Source organism: Pantoea sp. Sc1 (assembly GCF_000255315.1).
Taxonomy (GTDB): Bacteria; Pseudomonadota; Gammaproteobacteria; order Enterobacterales; family Enterobacteriaceae; genus Pantoea; species Pantoea anthophila.
The window spans coordinates 2,269,820-2,285,008 of sequence record NZ_AJFP01000001.1 but is presented as its reverse complement, the minus strand read 5'-3'; the positions used below and the strand labels follow the sequence as shown (position 1 = coordinate 2,285,008).

At 56.5% G+C, this 15,189-nt stretch carries 14 protein-coding genes; 7 read left to right on the top strand and 7 right to left on the bottom strand.

What is annotated here, in order from left to right:
• Positions 1-238: 238 nt before the first annotated feature.
• Positions 239-532: a hypothetical protein gene (locus S7A_RS10545; protein WP_009090426.1), complete on the top strand. Its 294-nt coding sequence runs from the start codon at positions 239-241 to the stop codon at positions 530-532.
• Between the two features lie 35 nt (positions 533-567).
• On the opposite strand, the gene S7A_RS10540 is transcribed toward S7A_RS10545, so the two are convergent.
• Positions 568-1,824, bottom strand: a complete 1,257-nt coding sequence (locus S7A_RS10540; protein ID WP_009090423.1) for a mechanosensitive ion channel family protein — start codon at positions 1,822-1,824, stop codon at positions 568-570.
• Positions 1,825-2,038: 214 nt separating this feature from the next.
• Between S7A_RS10540 and S7A_RS10535 the strand changes: the two genes are divergently transcribed.
• The gene (locus S7A_RS10535) at positions 2,039-3,697 is read left to right on the top strand and encodes a methyl-accepting chemotaxis protein (RefSeq protein ID WP_009090421.1); all 1,659 of its coding nucleotides are present in this window, start codon (positions 2,039-2,041) and stop codon (positions 3,695-3,697) included.
• 83 nt (positions 3,698-3,780) lie between these two features.
• Here the strand turns inward: S7A_RS10535 and katE are convergent, their stop codons facing one another.
• Positions 3,781-6,045 (bottom strand): catalase HPII, encoded by a 2,265-nt coding sequence (katE, locus tag S7A_RS10530; protein WP_009090420.1) that lies wholly within the window; start codon positions 6,043-6,045, stop codon positions 3,781-3,783.
• Positions 6,046-6,434: 389 nt separating this feature from the next.
• Here katE and zinT point away from each other — a divergent pair, with 389 nt between their 5' ends.
• The gene (zinT, locus tag S7A_RS10525; protein ID WP_050544663.1) at positions 6,435-7,082 is read left to right on the top strand and encodes a metal-binding protein ZinT; all 648 of its coding nucleotides are present in this window, start codon (positions 6,435-6,437) and stop codon (positions 7,080-7,082) included.
• 79 nt (positions 7,083-7,161) lie between these two features.
• On the opposite strand, the gene S7A_RS10520 is transcribed toward zinT, so the two are convergent.
• Positions 7,162-7,527 (bottom strand): MmcQ/YjbR family DNA-binding protein, encoded by a 366-nt coding sequence (locus S7A_RS10520; RefSeq protein WP_009090418.1) that lies wholly within the window; start codon positions 7,525-7,527, stop codon positions 7,162-7,164.
• A gap of 102 nt (positions 7,528-7,629) precedes the next feature.
• Between S7A_RS10520 and S7A_RS10515 the strand changes: the two genes are divergently transcribed.
• Positions 7,630-8,634 carry a UV damage repair endonuclease gene (locus S7A_RS10515; protein WP_009090417.1) on the top strand — a complete coding sequence of 335 codons (1,005 nt, stop codon included), beginning with the start codon at positions 7,630-7,632 and terminating at the stop codon, positions 8,632-8,634.
• On the opposite strand, the gene S7A_RS10510 is transcribed toward S7A_RS10515, so the two are convergent.
• The 3 genes from S7A_RS10510 to S7A_RS10500 form a co-directional block, all read right to left on the bottom strand.
• The gene (locus S7A_RS10510; RefSeq protein WP_009090416.1) at positions 8,631-9,494 is read right to left on the bottom strand and encodes a glucose 1-dehydrogenase; all 864 of its coding nucleotides are present in this window, start codon (positions 9,492-9,494) and stop codon (positions 8,631-8,633) included. The two genes, S7A_RS10515 and S7A_RS10510, sit on opposite strands and share 4 nt — an antisense overlap.
• A 71-nt stretch (positions 9,495-9,565) precedes the next feature.
• On the bottom strand, positions 9,566-10,414 hold the full coding sequence (locus tag S7A_RS10505) for a manganese catalase family protein (protein ID WP_009090415.1): 849 nt from the start codon (positions 10,412-10,414) through the stop codon (positions 9,566-9,568).
• Positions 10,415-10,690: 276 nt separating this feature from the next.
• The gene (locus S7A_RS10500) at positions 10,691-10,948 is read right to left on the bottom strand and encodes a biofilm development regulator YmgB/AriR family protein (protein WP_033736266.1); all 258 of its coding nucleotides are present in this window, start codon (positions 10,946-10,948) and stop codon (positions 10,691-10,693) included.
• Positions 10,949-11,499: 551 nt separating this feature from the next.
• Here S7A_RS10500 and S7A_RS10495 point away from each other — a divergent pair.
• The gene (locus S7A_RS10495) at positions 11,500-11,724 is read left to right on the top strand and encodes a hypothetical protein (protein WP_009090413.1); all 225 of its coding nucleotides are present in this window, start codon (positions 11,500-11,502) and stop codon (positions 11,722-11,724) included.
• 651 nt (positions 11,725-12,375) lie between these two features.
• A complete protein-coding gene (umuD, locus tag S7A_RS10490; RefSeq protein WP_009090412.1) occupies positions 12,376-12,795 on the top strand; it encodes a translesion error-prone DNA polymerase V autoproteolytic subunit in 420 nt (139 codons plus the stop codon).
• Positions 12,796-12,955: 160 nt separating this feature from the next.
• Here the strand turns inward: umuD and S7A_RS10485 are convergent, their stop codons facing one another.
• Positions 12,956-13,882, bottom strand: a complete 927-nt coding sequence (locus S7A_RS10485) for a LysR family transcriptional regulator (RefSeq protein WP_033736264.1) — start codon at positions 13,880-13,882, stop codon at positions 12,956-12,958.
• A 159-nt stretch (positions 13,883-14,041) separates the two neighbouring features.
• On the opposite strand from S7A_RS10485, the gene S7A_RS10480 reads away from it, so the two are divergent.
• On the top strand, positions 14,042-15,130 hold the full coding sequence (locus S7A_RS10480; protein ID WP_033736263.1) for a 4-oxalomesaconate tautomerase: 1,089 nt from the start codon (positions 14,042-14,044) through the stop codon (positions 15,128-15,130).
• The last annotated feature ends 59 nt before the right edge of the window (positions 15,131-15,189 follow it).

Sequence of the window (15,189 nt, the reverse complement as noted above, 5' to 3'; positions counted from 1 at the left end):
GGCGGTGAGACCGCTTCCACGCGGCTACAGTGAATAATCATAGACTAAGATGTTGCCCTCGCCGGGCGGCGGAGGGGCTGGTGAACAAAATTTGCGTTTATGACGCTGAATCAGCGTGATCCGGGATGAGTGAAAGCGGGGGCGGCGCAGAAAAGGCTGACGGAGGGGGCGGATTCGCTATAAGCTCAGGCACGTCCGGACAGGCTCGCCCGTGACGCTGAATGTTTAAGGAGAGGATGTGAGGAAAAACGCCCTGTTAGCCGTGTTGCTGCTGCTTTCTGCCTGCTCTAACCGGGTCGGACACCGGCTGGACAATTCGCATCTGCAGCAGATTCATGCCGGTCAGACCACCAAAGCCCAGCTGATCGCCCTGTTCGGCCAGCCCGACAGTGAAACGCCCTACCCGGACGGGCAGCGGCTGCTGAAATGGACCTACAGTGAGGCGCGCACCCTGAATACCACCGAGGGGCAGACGCTGACCGTGCAGATGAAAAATGACAGAGTGCTGAACTATGCGCTGAGTAAAAGCTGAACCGCGCGGCAGCAGGGGCCGCCGCGCGTGGGGGGTTACTGTTCGCTGCTCTGCTGCGCGTCCCGGCTTCCGGGGTGCGGCTGAGCCAGCCGGGCGAAATCGGACCCCGCCGGATGCTGATAGATCTGCAGTTCAAACAGACGGGCCATCGAATAGATAAACTCAAAAATTTCCGCCTGGGTATTCTCATAGTCCACCCACAGAATGGAGGAGGTGAAGCAGTAGATCTCCACCGGTAACCCATCCGGTGACGGTTTCAGCGGCCTCACCACGATATACATCTCTTTCTGAATATCGTGACGCTGGGCGAGCCAGGCGGTCAGGAACTTACGAAATACCATCAGATTGGTAATGCCATTCTCCATAAACCAGCGGTCGCCCACAGCGCTGATGTCGCGCCCGTCCAGCAGCCCGGTAATCGCTTCGCTGGCGATGCGGATCTGGCTCATCGACTGCAACATCTCCTGATTCACAAAGGTGATCGACTTCTGATCCAGATAAAAGCTGCGCATGATACGGCGCGCACCGGAGGAGAACATCGCCTGCCAGTTCGTGTAGGTCTCGGTCAGGAAGTTCTTGGTCGGGATGCGCGAAATGGTGTTGTCCCAGTTGCGGATGGTGATGGTGTGCAGCGCAATATCGATCACCTCCCCGCTGATATTGTTATCCGGCATCTCAATCCAGTCGCCCAGCTGCAGCACGTCGTTGGAGGAGAGCTGAATATTGGCCACCAGCGACAGCAGCGTATGCTGAAAGATCAGCATCAGCACGGCGGCCACCGCACCCAGCGAGGAGATGATGATCGCCGGTGACTTATTGGACATAATCGCCAGAATCATGATCGCGGCGATAATGTGCACCAGGATTTTACCAATCTGGATGTAGCCTTTAATCGAGTGATTCTTGCGCTTCGATTTGCGCGAATAGGAGCTGTTAACGATCTCCAGCACTTCGTTGAAGAAGATCGACAGATAGATAAAGAACAGGATGCCGCAGATGGTCTGCACGGCGATCTTCAGATGCTCCGGCAGGCCGGGCATGAACTGCAGGAAATTGTAGACCACAATGACCGGCACAAAATTGGAGAGCTTCTGCGAGAGGCGCACATCTTTGTCCAGCGGCACGCCCTGCTTGTGGCTGCTGAAGAAGACTTTCCTGACCACTTTGACGATGAAGAATTTGCAGATCAGGTGAGTGACCATCCCGGCCATAATCAGCAGCAGCAGGCTGAAGCTGGCCGACAACACGCTGTTTCCCTCAATAAAACGCATCAGACTCTGTATGTAATGCATGATAACCACGTGCAAAAAATGTAAGGGGCGAATTCAACCACAGCAGAGGGGCGGATGTTAAGCGGCGAATGCGCTCAGAGGCCTTCGCGGCGCTTTTTTTGTCCGGCTGAGTGTGCCTGGCATCACGCCGTGAAAAAGCTTTTCCATCAGGCACTCAGATAAACGCGGCGCTGGCCGATAACGCTACTATCTCCTCTGATATGAGCCTGCTCACATGATAAAAAATCTTAAAATAACGCACGGTATTCTGGCGGTGCTGGCCGTCTTCATCATTTTACTCACCCTGACCGGTTTCCTGTTCTACAACGGCATGGCAAAAGCCGATAAAAACTTCGTGGCCGCTGAGCAGCTGACGCTGCAGCAGCAGCACCTGAGCGATGCCGTAAAAACCCTGATCAAAACCCGCGTCACCATCAACCGTGTGGCGATCCGTTTCCTGAAGAATCAGCAGGACCCGAAATCGCTGGCGGCGATGGCGACGCTGCTGGAGCAGGCGGGGCAGTCTGCGGCGGCGGCCGACGCCGACTTCACGGCCTGGCAGGGGCTGACGCAGCAGGAGAAACAGAGCGACGCGCAGGCGACGCAGGTGAAGGCGGCCTATCAGCAGATGCGTGAAACCATGCTCGCCTCCATCACCTTTCTGAAGCAGGGCAACTACCCGGCTTACGGCAACCTGGAGGCGCAGGCCGCCCAGGATCAGCTCGACAGCGCCTATCAGGCCTGGCGTGCGCTGAACATCCAGCTGATGAAAGCGACCTCAGAGCATAATCAGCGCAGCCTGACGGATGCACTCTGGACGCTGCTGACCATCGGCCTGATTACCGTTGTGGTGGCCGCAGCGGTCTGGGTCGGGCTGCAAAAACTGCTGGTTGGCCCGCTCGGCAGGCTGACCGGTTACATGCGTGCCATCTCAGGCGGTGATTTGACCTCCGCGATTCAGCAGGAAGGGCGCAATGAGATGGGGCTGCTGGTTCAGGAGCTGCAGCAGATGCGCGATGCGCTGGTGGTGACCATCACCTCGGTTGATGACGCTACCCGTTCAATCTTCACCGGTGCGGCGGAGATCTCCGCGGGCAGCAGCGATCTCTCCTCCCGCACCGAACAGCAGGCCGCCGCGCTGGAGCAGACCGCGGCCAGCATGGAGCAGCTCACCTCGACGGTGAAACTCAACGCCGACAACGCCCGCCAGGCGACCACGGTGTCAAAAGAGGCGTCAACCACGGCGGTGCAGGGCGGCGAGACGGTGGCCCGGGTTATCGCCAACATGGATCAGATCAGCGAAAGCTCCGGTCAGATCGCCGGGATTATCGCTATTATCGACAGCATCGCGTTTCAGACCAACATTCTGGCGCTGAATGCGGCTGTTGAGGCGGCGCGCGCCGGGGAGCAGGGCCGGGGATTTGCGGTGGTGGCGGGTGAAGTACGCTCGCTGGCTGGCCGCAGCGCCACGGCCGCGCAGGAGATCCGCGGCCTGATTGACCGCTCTGCTGAGCGGATCAGAACCGGTGCCGGTTACGCCGCGCAGGCGGGCAGCGCGATGGAGAGCATCGTGACATCGGTAAGCCGGGTCACGCAGCTGATCGAAGAGATCGCCGCCTCCTCGACCGAACAGACCCGTGGCATTGAGCAGGTCTGCATCGCCGTTTCAGAGATGGATGGCGTTACGCAGCAGAACGCCGCGCTGGTGGAGGAGTCTGCCAGTGCCGCCGCCTCGCTGGAGGAGCAGGCAAGTTATCTGCGTAAAACGGTCGCGGTTTTCAAAACCGGCACGCTGCACGCCGCGTTTTCAGCCGCACCGGTCGCGAAGGCGATCGCCGCGCCACAGCGTCAGCCTGTTGCCGTGGCAGACAACGACAACTGGCAGAGCTTCTGACGGGAACGCCTTTTACGTCAGGGTTCCGCTTTCTCCGCCATAAAAAAACCGCCCGGGGGGCGGTTTTTTATTCACTTAACGCATCAGGCCGGAACAGACTGCGCCTTCTGGCTGCGGGACCAGACGCGGTGCGCTTTCATCGCCTGCGTAAATTCAGAGGTCAGGGCGCTTTCCGCCGAGTCACCCTGCACGATGCCTTCTTCCTGATCGCCATCACCCAGACCGAACTGCGCTTTGAAGCGGCGCGCGTCGCCCACCAGGCCAATGACCTTGAGGTGCTTGTAGGCTTCCAGCAGGAAGTAGCGGGCATCACCACTTAACAGCAGCGCATCGATGTTGCCATCCGGTACGATCACCGCATCAAAGGTCAGCGAAGGCAGACCGGCGAAGGTGGCGTCAATCGGCAGTACGGAACCATCGTCGGCACGCACCTGGCCCATGTGCGGCGCCAGAAGTTTGGCGTGCACGCCTTCCGCTTTCAGCGCCTGCAGGATCGCCAGCACACCGTCCGCTTTCACGCCGTCGCTCAGCAGCAGTGCGACCTGACGGCCTTTGATCTCGCCATCCGGCACGGCATAGAGGCTCAGGCTGTCATCTTTGGTCAGGCCGTTGACCGGTGCCGGCGGCTGGATATTGAGCTGCTCGTCGGTCAGGGCGATGCCCAGATTGTCGGCCACACCCTGCGCCAGTTTGGTATCGATGCGCGCCAGATGATCCACCACGCGCTCACGAATATAGGCACGTCCTACTTTGCTCAGCTCAAACGAATAGGCACCGATGATGTGCTGCTGCTCAACCTCGGTCTGGCTCTGCCAGAACAGGCGCGGCTGGGCATAGTATTCGCCGAAGGAGGGGCTGCGCTCGCGCACCTTGTGGCCTTCGATCCGCTCCTGATAGCTCTCGAAGCCGCCGCCTTTCGCCGCCGGTGGGGTTTCACGCGGCCAGTTGTCGTTGATCGAGTTCGGCTCGTAGTTAGCCGGGTTGGTGTCGATGTCCTGACGATGCATCCCCTGACGCTGGAAGTTATGGTAAGGACAGGTCGGACGGTTAATCGGGATCTCGTGGAAGTTCGGGCCGCCCAGACGACTGATCTGCGTGTCGGTATAGGAGAACAGGCGACCCTGCAGCAGCGGATCGTTGGAAAAATCGAGTCCCGGCACGATATGACCCGGATGGAATGCCACCTGCTCGGTTTCGGCAAAGAAGTTGTCCGGGTTACGGTTCAGCACCATTTTGCCGACAATTTCAACCGGCACCAGCGCTTCCGGGATCAGTTTGGTGGCATCGAGAATGTCGAAGTCAAATTTGAACTCATCCTCTTCCGGGATCAGCTGCAGGCCCAGTTCATATTCCGGGAAATCGCCCGCTTCAATGGCTTCCCACAGATCGCGGCGGTGGAAGTCCGGATCGCGGCCGGTCAGTTTCTGCGACTCATCCCACAGCAGTGAGGCTTTACCGGCCACCGGCTTCCAGTGGAAGCGGACAAAGGTCGCTTTGCCTTCGGCGTTAATCAGGCGGAAGGTGTGGATCCCGAAGCCTTCCATGGTGCGATAGCTGCGCGGAATGCCGCGATCGGACATCGCCCAGATGACGTTGTGCATGGTTTCCGGCTGCAGGGAGACATAATCCCAGAAGGTGTCATGGGCGCTCTGGCCCTGCGGGATTTCATTGTGCGGCTCCGGCTTAACGGCGTGCACAAAGTCAGGGAATTTATGCGCATCCTGAATAAAGAACACCGGGGTGTTGTTACCGACCAGGTCAAACACGCCCTCTTCGGTATAGAACTTGGCGGCGAAACCGCGGATATCACGCACGGTATCGGCAGAGCCAGCACCACCCTGTACGGTGGAGAAACGCACGAAAACCGGGGTGGTCTGATTCGGATCGCTGAGGAACTGAGCTTTGGTCAGATCTTTCAGTGAGCGGTAAGGCTGAAAGTAGCCGTGTGCCGCTGAGCCGCGTGCATGCACGATGCGCTCAGGAATACGCTCATGGTCAAAGTGCGTGATCTTCTCACGCAGGATGAAGTCTTCCAGCAGGGTCGGACCGCGCGTACCGGCTCGCAGGGAGTTCTGGTCGTTGGCGATGCGGGTGCCCTGATTGGTGGTCAGCGGCTGGTTCGTGCCGTTTTTACGGCTGGCTTCAAGCTGGTCGAGTTTAGCGTTGTGGGTCTGTGGCGCTTTCAGGCTGCCTGGGGCGGTAGGCTGCTTGCCTGGCGGAGTGGGTTCGGCGGGTGGCTGATGCGAACCATCTTTCGGTGCCAGCGAACCCAGACCCGGCTCTGACGACTCTGGTCCGGTAGTGGGCGCACGGTGGCTCAGGGGTTTCTTCTCAGTTTCTTTCGACATTAATCCATGCTCCGGCTGTTGTTTTATTTTCGACGACACTAAATATAGAACAACCTGAACAATGCTGAGGGTAAACCGGGCATTTAATCCGGATGGCTGCCTCTTTTTCGTCCGGCTGAAAACGTACGCTTATCTGCGGGTACGCCTTGTCGCTTCGCTTATTCACCCCCTGTGCCGTCTGGCTTATCGGCGGGTCAGTGCCCGCCCGCCAGGCCATCCGCTCTGTTTTTCCTGCGCCGGCCTGACCTGCCATCTCTCCCCGCTGAGGCGCTGTACCGGAAAGATAACCATAAACAGATTTAATGTTGATAAAGCGGCAAACGGGTTGAATATGGAAATGTTATATCATAACATTTCATTTTGTAACTTTTACTGAGGGTCAGGTTGTGGTGAATCATGCAGGTAAATGGATAGGGATCGTGGCGGCGCTGTTAATCACGCAGCAGGTGCAGGCACACGGCAGTCACGCACATGGCAAACCGCTGTCAGCGCAGGAGCAGAAAGCCGCAGAAGGGGTCTTTGCTGACAGCGACGTGAAAGATCGTTCGCTTTCTGACTGGGATGGGCTGTGGCAGTCGGTCTATCCGCTGCTGCAGAGTGGCGAGCTGGACCCGGTCTGGCAGAAAAAAGCGCAGCAGGACCCCCATAAAACGGCCGCAGAATATAAAGAATATTATCGCAAAGGGTATGCCACCCGCGTCGATACCATCGGTATTGAAAATGGCGTGATGGAGTTCCACGTGGGCAACCAGGTCAGCGCCTGTCACTACCGCTATGACGGCTATAAAATCCTGACCTACAGCTCCGGCAAAAAAGGGGTGCGCTACCTCTTTACCTGTGAAGACGCGAACAGCCGCGCGCCAAAATATGTGCAGTTCAGCGACCACACCATCGGACCGCGTAAGTCTGCCCATTTCCATATCTTCACGGGCAACGACTCTCAGCAGGCGCTGCTGGCGGAGATGGAGAACTGGCCGACCTATTATCCCTACCAGATGATGAATGCTGAGGTGGTGGAGGAGATGCTGCACCATTAAGCGCGGGGTAAGATGGCTCACGGGTGACGGCGGGTCGGACTCCTGTCCGCCGTCCTTCTCCTGACCCGTGGCCGCGCTGTCAGCCCACCCAGACCGGGCGGCGCGAAGCGGGGATACCCTTCACGACGCGGCGATAAGCCTCCTCCACCAGTTGCTGAATCAGGCCGGGCGAGAGGCCGTCACCGGGCGAGACCGTAATCCAGTGGCGCTTATTCATGTGATAGCCGGGGGTAATGGAGGGGTAGATGACCCGGTGCAGCTCCGCCTGCTGCGGCTCACATTTCAGCGTGATGATGAGCACCCCGCGCAGTTCGGTCAGCAGCAAAAACACTTTTCCACACACTTTATATACCTGATGTTTCGGCCCGAACGGATAGCTGCATTCGGCGGCGGGCAGCCGCTCCGCTGCGTCGATGGCGATGCGCTGGATTTCATGGCCCTGCATAGCGTTTCTCCCTGTCACTCTATAGCCTGCCTCTGCGCCCCCGCGACTGGCTGGTCGCCAGAGGCCTGTTACACTTCTGATAAGCATCAATCAGGAGCAGTCATGAAATTAGGCTTTGCATGTAAGTATCTCAACAGTGATGGCAAACAATTTTTCCCGTTTCGCGCCACCACCCGTAAACGGTTTCTGAGTTTATCGCATGATGAACGTTATCAGCTGCTCCATGAGATCAGCGTGACCAATCTGAATCATCTTTATCAGACGCTGGAGCAACTGGCTACCTTACCCGCGCCTCTCCGGATGATGCGTATCGGCAGCGATCTGCTGCCGCTTTACACCGTGCCCGAAGCCACACCGCTGTTTGCGGCGTTTCTGCCCGAACTCCATCCGCTGTTTGCCCGCTGTGGTGAACTGGCGCGGGCAAACGATATCCGGCTCTCCTTCCATCCGGGCCAGTACACCGTGCTGGCCTCCGATAATCCCGATGTGGTGACGCGCGCGCTGGAGGATGTGGAGTATCACACGCTCTGCGCCACGCTGATGGGCTACGGCAAACAGTTTCAGGATTTCAAAATCAACATCCATATGAACGGCAAGGCGGGGTTCGACGGATTTAAACGCGCCTTTGAGCAGCTCAGCCCGGAAGCGCAACGGATGCTGACGGTGGAGAATGATGAGATCTCCTGTTCGCTGGATGACGTGCTGCAGGCGGCACCGCTCTGTCCGGTGGTGCTGGATATTCACCATCACTGGGTAAAAGAGAGTGAGTTTATTCAGCCAGACGATCCGCGTGTTGCCCGCGTTATCGACTCCTGGCGCGGCGTGCGTCCGGTGCTGCACTACTCGATTTCGCAGGAGGGGATCATTCCGCCGCAGGGCTGGCCCGATCAGGCGGCGCTGGGGGTGAGCAAAAGCAAACTGCGGGCGCACTCTGACTACTTCTTTAACCCGACGCTGAATGGATGGGCGCTGTCGTTTCAGGATTTCGACATTATGTGCGAAGTGAAAATGAAGAATCTGGCGCGGGAACCGCTCTACGCCTGGGCGATAGCGCAGCAGCGGATAGCCGATCCCCTGACAGAGTGTGCCAGGGAAGCGTCCTGTTAAATAATCGCCACGCCGCCGGTGACGGCGATGGTTGCCCCTGAAATGTAGCTGCCTTCGTCACTGGCCAGCATCACATAGGTGGGTGCCAGCTCAGCAGGCTGACCGGCCCGCTGCAGCGGCACCTCACTGCCAAAGTTTTTCACCTGTTCAACCGGCATGGTTGAGGGGATCAGCGGCGTCCAGATAGGGCCGGGCGCGACCGCATTGGCGCGGATACCTTTTTCAGCCAGCAGAGCGGCCAGTCCGCCGGAGAAGTTGACGATGGCGGCTTTCGTGGCCGAATAGGCGAGCAGCTTCGGTTTTGGCTGATCGGCATTGATTGAGGCGGTGTTGATGATCGACCCGCCCGCCGGCATATGCCGGGTGGCGGCTTTGGTCAGGTAAAACATCGCGTAGAGGTTGGTTTTCATGGTGCGGTCAAACTCTTCATCGCTGATCTCATCCAGCGACATACGCGTCATCTGAAAGGCGGCGTTGTTGACCAGAATGTTAACCTCCCCGAACGCCTCTACCGCCCGATCGACCAGCGCATTACAGTGAGACGCCTCGGTAATATCGCCGGGCACCAGCACGGCTTTGCGACCGGCGGCCTCTACCAGCCGGGCCGTATCCTGCGCATCTTCATGTTCATCGAGGTAGGAGATCAGCACATCGGCACCTTCGCGGGCAAACGCAATGGCGACAGCCCGGCCAATGCCAGAGTCGCCACCGGTAATAATGGCTTTTTTACCCGTCAGGCGGCCTGATCCCTGATAGCTCTCTTCGCCATGATCGGGCTGCGGCTGCATCGCGGCAGTGCTGCCTGGCCACGTCTGCTGCTGTTCGGCGAAAGGTGGCTGTGGACGCTGAGTGGATGACATGGCTATTCCTCCAGTAAAAGGGGCGAAACCTGTCAGGGCGTCACTCCCCGACAGGCGTGCAGCATGAGTGATTAAGGTTTTGGCGGCGTGATACCGTCAATCTGCTCGGCCTGGGCACCGGAACCCGGGCGGGCGTTACCGAGCAGCGGTTCGTCACCCAGAATATCGGGCTGCTGTTTCGCGCTGAACTGACCCTGACCATCGTAAGCCGGACCGCTGCTCCAGCGGCCTTCCGGCAGCGGTTTATCCAGTGAGGTGTTCAGGCAGTAGTAGGAGTGTTCCTGCGCCTCATTTTCCTGCGGGAAGCTGTTCGGAATCGGCAGCGAGGCGTTCAGTCCGCCCATCTCCTCAATCACCGCCAGCCACTGCTGCTGGTGCATGGTGTCCCTGGCGATCAGGAACGAGAGGAAATCCTTCATGCCTTTATCTTCGGTCATGTTGTAGAGACGGGTAGCCAGCACGCGACCGGTGGCCTCTGCGGTGACGTTGGCCAGCATATCCGCCGCGACGTTACCGGAGGCGTAGATGTGGCTCATGTCGAACGGCATCCCGTTGGCGTTCACCGGCATTGCGGCCAGGCCGGAAGAGAGAATATGGCGCGGGTTCATGCCACCCAGAATCGCATTAACCACCGGATCTTTCGCGGAGGCTTCCTGGTAAGAGAGGGGGGCACCTTCCAGATTAAGCGCCACAGCGTAGCCCAGCATTTCGATATGGCTCAGCTCTTCGGTGGCGGTTGAGATCAGCAGATCGCGAATCCGCACATCACCGCGTGCGCCCATTGCCTGGAAAAAGTATTGCATCGCTACACGAATTTCACCTTCGACGCCGCCGATGGCCTGCTGTAACAGCATGGCAAACTCTGGATCGGGTTTCTCTACACGAACCGGAAATTGAAGTTTTGATGAATGATGAAACATGATTATTTTCCTCGTCTGTGTTTGCAGGAGATGCAGAAAAAGCCTGGACACAGATATCGGATAAATAAAGCGAACCGAGAGCAATTAACCGCAATTGATGGTGAAATAAGCGGCAAAAATGGTTAAATCTGGCACGATATCTGGCTGTAAGAGAGGGCGGAAAAGAGGGAACGGAAAGGGGGTTGCAGGACAAAAAAAGCCCCTTATCAGGGGCAGATTCCGGACAGGAAACGCATCCATGCTAATTCGCGTTCCATCGTAACAGACACAGGTTTTTTAGCTGGCGCTGGCTGCCGGCGCACGCTGCAGAACATGTTCGAGAGCCTGACGGTAAACGTCCTGTTTAACCACGTCACGCTCACTCTCCAGGCGGTTAATCAGGCCCAGCACGACGTCTTTATCGGAAACGTGAGCTTTAGCGCGGGCGAGTTCAGCATGGACAGCCGCGATAACCTGTTTTTCAGTCGTCAGTGTCTTGCCAGAGTTCATGAAGTAATCAGAAATCTGAGACTCTGTATTCATCGTAGGTTGCATGTCAGGCCTCATAAGAAATTGGGGGTTGATGCGTCGATTCAGATCCGGTGACCGGCAGACGCAAAAAAAAATTGCATCTGAAGGTGGAAATCCACAACACCTTCAGATGCGGTGCAAAGCACCCTTCGTTACAAGTGATTTATCGTCACGCAGTAAAGTTATACAAGAATGAGAAACTTGTACAATGAAATCTGATAAAAGTGTACTGGTCGGAGGTGTTGGTGGGTTGAGTTTTCCGGCAAAATGGCAAGGTTATTTATTTTATATCATTAAATACAAAGAGTTAATTTGTTATCCCGGCCAGCGTTGTGGGAAGGGCAAGGCACCCGTTTATTTTGCGGCCACCCGGTAAAAACGTTACAACTGCCTTTTTTACGCCGTTTTTCTCCAGAAACCTGTACAACCTGTACAGGTTTCTGCGGTGCACAGGATCAGCGTGCAACGCGGCTGCTGGAATCCTGACCGTCCGGCCGGCCAGGACGCATAATTCACTTCACACGCCGGAGGCAGAAGACTAAGGTTGACCCCTAATTCATCACAAGGAAACGATCATGGTTCACGACTATTTCGCGATACCGCCTGCGGGCATCACTCAGGAGCAACACAAACGTTCGGTCGCCGTGGCGGCTGCCCTGTCAGTGGCAAAAGAGTCCGTCAGCGCCTCGACCTCGGCTACCGGCTCTAAAGCCTCCTGGGATCTGCAGGCAGTGGCCAATGAAATTGGCAATCTGGCCGACGCGATTCAGGATGCGCTGGAGAGCGACAGCGCGGTTTAAACGCTGACGGCGAGGCCACCGCCGCCGCTGAGACGGAAGAGAACAGGGCGGTGGCAGCGACCCGCACAGCCTGCGAACGGTCACTGTCGGGCACTGCCGGAAAGGGGGTTATCTCATCGCCCCCGGCTCAGACTGAATAGCGTGGCAGAGCCTGTGCGCTGCTTATTTCCTTTCTCCCGACCGCTCCGCTCTTCTTGTTTTTTGCGCACGATCACTCTCTTATCTGACCTCTTTTCATTCCCGGAATGATTCAGCGCACGTGGCTGAACATTCTCTTTTTCTGCCTGCGATAAATGTCCTTCAGCCAGCGTCACCGCATTAAGGCTGTCGCGCGTTGCCGTTTAAAAAAGCGGAATAATCAGGCTGCGTTGCCTGTTTAAATGGCCGCCGGGCGTGATCCGATTGTGCTTAAGTTAAAAAGTCAGCGGGTGAATTTATAAGAAGAATGAATGTAAGTCGCTCTCAGCGTTATTTTATCGCTGCGGAGAAAATCATCTGATTTCGCTTAATATCGCGGCAGCCAGAAAGAAAGATTAAAAAAAGTGTGTGGTTGTCAGGCGCTTTACTTAAAAACACCTCGTTTCGCTTGATTAAAAGGGGGATTCGATATTACTGTATTTATATACAGTAATCCGGAAGAGGAGAACAATGATGGAATTTATCAAACCTGCGGACATACGCGCCGCAATGGCCTTGCCGCTCTATATCGAACGTGTCCCGTGCGGATTTCCCTCCCCGGCGCAGGACTATGTTGAACAGCGTATCGATCTGAATACCCTGATGGTACAGCACCCCAGCGCCACCTATTTTGTCCGGGTCAGCGGCGAATCGATGATAGAGGCGGGCATCAATGATGGTGACATGCTGGTGGTCGACAGCTCTCTCACCGCCGGGCATGGGGACATCGTGGTAGCCGCCGTCGACGGGGAATTTACCGTGAAACGCCTGCAGCTTCATCCCTGCCTGCAACTGATGCCGATGAACACCAAATTTAAGCCCATCGCCATCCAGACTGAAGATGTGCTGGAAGTGTTTGGCGTCGTCACCTTTGTGATTAAATCGACGCACTGAGCATGTTTGCGCTGGCCTGACTGAATGCCGCTATCCGGCAGAAAGCATCGGTGCGCTGATGCAATGAGACAGGCGCGGAGAGCCCGCTTCAGCCGGACTCTCCGCGCCTGCACTAGCCTGGCAAGCACCACGGCACGCGCGTCACAGGCGAGGGCGACATTCATGTCGTGAATTGACCAATCCAGGGGTTATGGGTTTCCTGAGACCAGAGCTGTGACAGCCGTTCCCGGAACTTTTCCGCCGCCGGACTGAGTCCCGTCTCTCTGCGCTGAACCAGGCCCAGCGTGCGTCGGATCACCGGTTCAACCAGCGGACGGCTGACAAGAACAGGGTGTTCATCCATGGGCATCGCCAGGTTCGGCACCACCGCGACACCCAGGCCCGCCTCCACCATACCGAGTGACGTTGAGAGATGTCTGACCTCGTAAAACCAGTCGGGTTTAAAGGTTCCGCCCTCCAGCGCCTGGTCGATCAGCGATCGGTTACCGCTTGAGCGCCGCACACCAATCAGTCTTGAACCCGCCAAATCTTCCCACGTCACCAGCGGTTTTTGCGCCAGCGGGTGATCGCGCCGACAGGCGAGAACAAAGGGTTCATTGACGAGCGGGCTAAAATCGATGTTGGGATGTGTGATGTTTATCATATTTATGCCGAAATCTGCGTCGCCATTTAAGACGGCTTCGAGGCAGTCGCTGGCACTGTGTTCGAGAATCCGGATACGAATGTTGGGATAGAGATTGTTAAAATCTCTGATAGCGGAGGGCAGAAAGTAGAACGCCGCCGTAGGCAAGCAGGAGAGGGTAATCACTCCGCTCTGATGTGTCGCCATCTCCTTAATACTGAGAATCGAGCTTTCATAGAAGTCGATTAAATTCTTCGCTTTAGGTAAAAACTCTCTGCCAACCGCCGTAAGCCTGATATTTCTTGTCGTCCGTTCAAATAGCGTTGTTCCCAGGTTCTCCTCCAGTTTCTTAATTCTGCGTGTTAACGCAGGTTGTGAAATGTGAAGAAAGTGCGAGGCTCTTGTGAAACATCCAATTTCTGCAATTTTAACAAATGCTTGTATTCCCTGAAGCTCATGCTGCATGACCGTTCACGCCTTATTGTGATGAAGGTTTAACCACACTAACTCAGTGGGTATCTATGCGCAAAGCGTATTAATGACGCGAATATTGACATTAGAGTTATCGATGGCGCTGTGGAATTTTGATGCGGTTCTTATCACTATCAGAAATGAGAAAACATCATGCTAAAGATTCCTTGCGTACTGATGCGGGGCGGGACGTCGAAAGGGCCGGTGATTCTGGCCAGCGATTTACCGGCCAATGTTGAAGAGCGTGACGCTGTGCTGCTGGGGCTGATGGGCGCAGGCCATGAGCTCGAAATTGATGGTATTGGTGGCGGAAGTCCCCAGACGAGCAAGGTGGCGATTGTCAGCCCGTCACAGCACCCGGATGCCGATGTCGATTATCTTTTCGTTCAGGTGATGGTCAACGAGCGACGGGTCGATACCACGCCTAACTGCGGCAATATGCTTTGTGCTGTCGGGCCTTTTGCGATTGAAAAAGGGCTTGTCAGCGCCACCTGTCCCGTCACCACCGTGCGAATTCGTAACCTCAACACCGGCACTCTGGTCGACGCAGAGGTGCAGACGCCTGACGGGCGTGTCACTTATGAAGGCGACACACACATCGACGGGGTTCCCGGCACCGCAGCGCCTCTGGGACTGACCTTTCTGAATTCGGCTGGCTGTAAGACCGGTAAATTACTGCCTACCGGTAACGTTATCGATCGTATCGATGAGGTCGAGGTGACCTGTATCGATATGGCCATGCCGATGATGCTCATTGATGCGGCTCAGCTGGGAAAAACGGGCTATGAAAAACCGGCGGAGCTGGAAGCGGACCGCGCATTTATGGCGCGCCTGGAGCATCTTCGTCGTCAGGCTGGCCGGGCAATGGGGCTGGGTGACGTCGCTGACAAAGTGATCCCTAAACCTGTTCTGCTGAGCAAACCCCAGGCGGGAGGGACGATTAGCGTTCGTTACTTTATGCCGCATGCCTGCCACCGCTCGCTGGCGATTACCGGGTCGATCGGCATTTCAACCGCAACGCGCATTGAAAACTCTGTCGCTCACCGCGTGATTGCCGGACAGCCAAAGACGCCATACACCAATATTATCGATATTGAACATCCCGGCGGGAAAATTTCCGTTTCATTAACCAATGACAGTCATGAAATAGAAAAAACGCGGGCCGCGGTTATCCGGACATGCCGCAAACTTTTCGAGGGCGTTGTCTGTGTGCCGGATGCTGTCATTCCAGCAGTTATTTAATTACTGACCTCTGATAAAAATAATAGCCGCGCAGGCGAGCTATCGCTTTCTGTACCCTG